Source organism: Mesorhizobium sp. M1322, from assembly GCF_040318085.1.
GTDB lineage: Bacteria > Pseudomonadota > Alphaproteobacteria > Rhizobiales > Rhizobiaceae > Mesorhizobium.
In genome coordinates this window covers 1-2,183 of sequence record NZ_JAMYLP010000191.1, presented here as the reverse complement: position 1 = coordinate 2,183, position 2,183 = coordinate 1, and the positions used below count along the sequence as shown (strand labels likewise).

General features: G+C 61.1%; 3 protein-coding genes and 1 pseudogene. All 4 read left to right on the top strand.

Annotated elements, in window-relative coordinates; translation table 11 throughout:
• The first annotated feature begins 171 nt into the window (after positions 1-171).
• Positions 172-336, top strand: coding sequence for a hypothetical protein (locus tag NKH12_RS30275; RefSeq protein ID WP_352956460.1), 165 nt, complete (start codon positions 172-174; stop codon positions 334-336).
• Positions 337-424: 88 nt separating this feature from the next.
• On the top strand, positions 425-631 hold the full coding sequence (locus NKH12_RS30270; protein ID WP_352956459.1) for a hypothetical protein: 207 nt from the start codon (positions 425-427) through the stop codon (positions 629-631).
• Positions 632-861: 230 nt separating this feature from the next.
• Positions 862-1,227, top strand: a complete 366-nt coding sequence (locus NKH12_RS30265) for a VanZ family protein (RefSeq protein ID WP_352956458.1) — start codon at positions 862-864, stop codon at positions 1,225-1,227.
• 160 nt (positions 1,228-1,387) lie between these two features.
• Positions 1,388-2,183 (top strand): annotated as a pseudogene (locus NKH12_RS30260) (hypothetical protein); the annotation flags it as partial.

Here is a 2,183-nt window from a genome sequence, read left to right as displayed (position 1 = left end):
GGTCCAAGGCATCGTGATCTCCGTCGAATCTCAGCAATCCGACAGAATCACAACCTGCTGAAATCACTCACTCCTTTTTGGATCGGACACTAAGGTGCAAGCTTGTTCGGGGGTCCATTGCGTCGACCACAGCTGAACCTTTGCAATGTTTGGGGAATCCTAGCAAATAACATGAACGATGCCATCCCAGATTTTAGCAGCGTCACACGCCTGCCGCCGGCCAATATCAGCGCAGGCGAAGAGGACCTTGAGTCCGCCCGTGTTGAGGCTCGGGAATATCTTCAGTTCTATGGACTATCAAAGGCGAATATCTGGGATATGATGCCGAGGGGATAATATACATTTTCTCTTCGAGATTTCACCCGGCAGACCAGATGTGCCCCAATGGATATGGGTAATCGTGGGTGATGTACCTCCAGCATATATGCCTGGCGACGACCTCAAGACTCCATATGACGCGCTGGACGGATGTATAGGTGCCATGGAAGAATGGGTTGCGGCCGCGCGGCAGGGGAAGTCGGTGGCGGACTTGATCCCGGTCAATGTCCCCGCCAATCCCGCCAACGCCGAAATGCTGGATCGACGTCTCAAATTCCTCGATGAAAAGGTGCTTCCGGAACTTCTAGAGTGATGTGTCGGCGCTTGCTACCAAACGCCACGATCGTGCGAGGCGCCGCGCTCTATCGCTCTGTCACCGGCTGGTGGTCTGATTATGGTCATGATGATAACCTATGGCGTGCCATAACCTCCGATGTCGCGCAGCGGCCTTCCAGGACCATACCAGGCTAGCCAGACTTTTCAGATGCCAAACCTTTCAGATGAAGGACTGACTGTATCTTGTTGCGCTTAGACTCTTACCCGATGCTGGCAAGAATCGCCTTCCTGGTCACGTTGGCCGGCGTTCTTCTGCTTACTCTTCTGCCGGTGCGGTTCTTGCCGGATCTCGGCATGGCCGTCACGCTTCACGATGACAAGCTCCAACACGCCATCGCCTTCGCGGTGCTGGCGGCCCTGGGAAGCCTCGGCTGGCCGGAACACACGGCAAGGCTGGTTGTTCTCCTCGCGTTTACCGGCGCCGCGATCGAGGTTCTTCAGGGCGCGCAACTGATCGGGCGCGATCTGGATGGGTTGGACTGGGTTGCCGACTGCGCCGGCATGGCGTTGGGGCTGACAATCGCCGGCTGGACAAAGAGGCGCGTTGGGAGGCGCGTTGGCGGATTGCCATAGGTCGCAGCGTTTTTGTGCGCCCTTTTTCTCTTCGGGACCGAATAGACCAGCCGCGCCGCCGCCATATGTGCCATGGACCGCGTGTCCAGTAAGCGCACGCTGAAATCATAGAGCACTTTCAAGCCCCGCTTCGCGGGGCTTTTTTCATGGAGCAAGCCTGATGGCCCGACCTGCAACTGCCGCCGTTCGACTTCTGACCGGCGAACGCGAACCCGTGCGTCTGGCGACCACGGCCAACACCCTCCTTCGTGGCCTGCAGACCATCGACGGCGTGCCATGCGAGATTGGCGACCGCCTGCTGGTCAAGGACCAGTCCGACCCGACGCAGAACGGCATCTACACGGTCAGCGAAGGCGAATGGTTCCGCGCCGCCGACGCCCGCACCGCCCGCACCTTGCAGAAGGGAACGACGGTCCACACCCAGGTAGGGACAGTCAATGCCGACCGGGTGTTTCAGTTTACGGCCGACGAGCCGGTCGTGGGCGCCGACGCCATCGCCATTATCCCGTTTGTGCCGCCCGACGTTTCAGACGTTGTCGATGAGGTGGAAGCGCTGCGCGATGAAACGCAGGTGCTGAAGCATGCCACTGAGGCCAGTGCCGGCCAGGCAGCCGCCAGCGCCTCCACCTCCGCCGCCAATGCCGGACAAACCGCCGCCGATGTCGTCACCACCGCGGCCAATCTGGCCAGCGCCCAGGCAGCGCGCGACGCGTCTTTGTACGGCAAGGGCATTTTCCCGACGATCGCGGCGGCGATCGGCTTTGGTATCGTAGGCAGCGGTGCGCTTGTGGGCGGTGCCGGCGGGACTGATGGGACATTCGATTTGGCGTTGACCGGCGGCGCCGGTTGGGGCGCCGCCGGCCGCGTCGTGGTCGCGGGGGGCGCGCGGCCGCAGATCCTGATGTCGGCGCCCGGCTCCGACCCCGCTGTCTGGTATACACAACTCCCGGCCCCCG

Excerpts from the sequence above, each read along its gene's own strand:
- NKH12_RS30275 (WP_352956460.1), top strand. The coding sequence starts at position 172 with ATGAACGATGCCATCCCAGATTTTAGCAGCGTCACACGCCTGCCGCCG.
- NKH12_RS30270 (WP_352956459.1), top strand. The coding sequence starts at position 425 with ATGCCTGGCGACGACCTCAAGACTCCATATGACGCGCTGGACGGATGT.
- NKH12_RS30265 (WP_352956458.1), top strand. The coding sequence starts at position 862 with ATGCTGGCAAGAATCGCCTTCCTGGTCACGTTGGCCGGCGTTCTTCTG.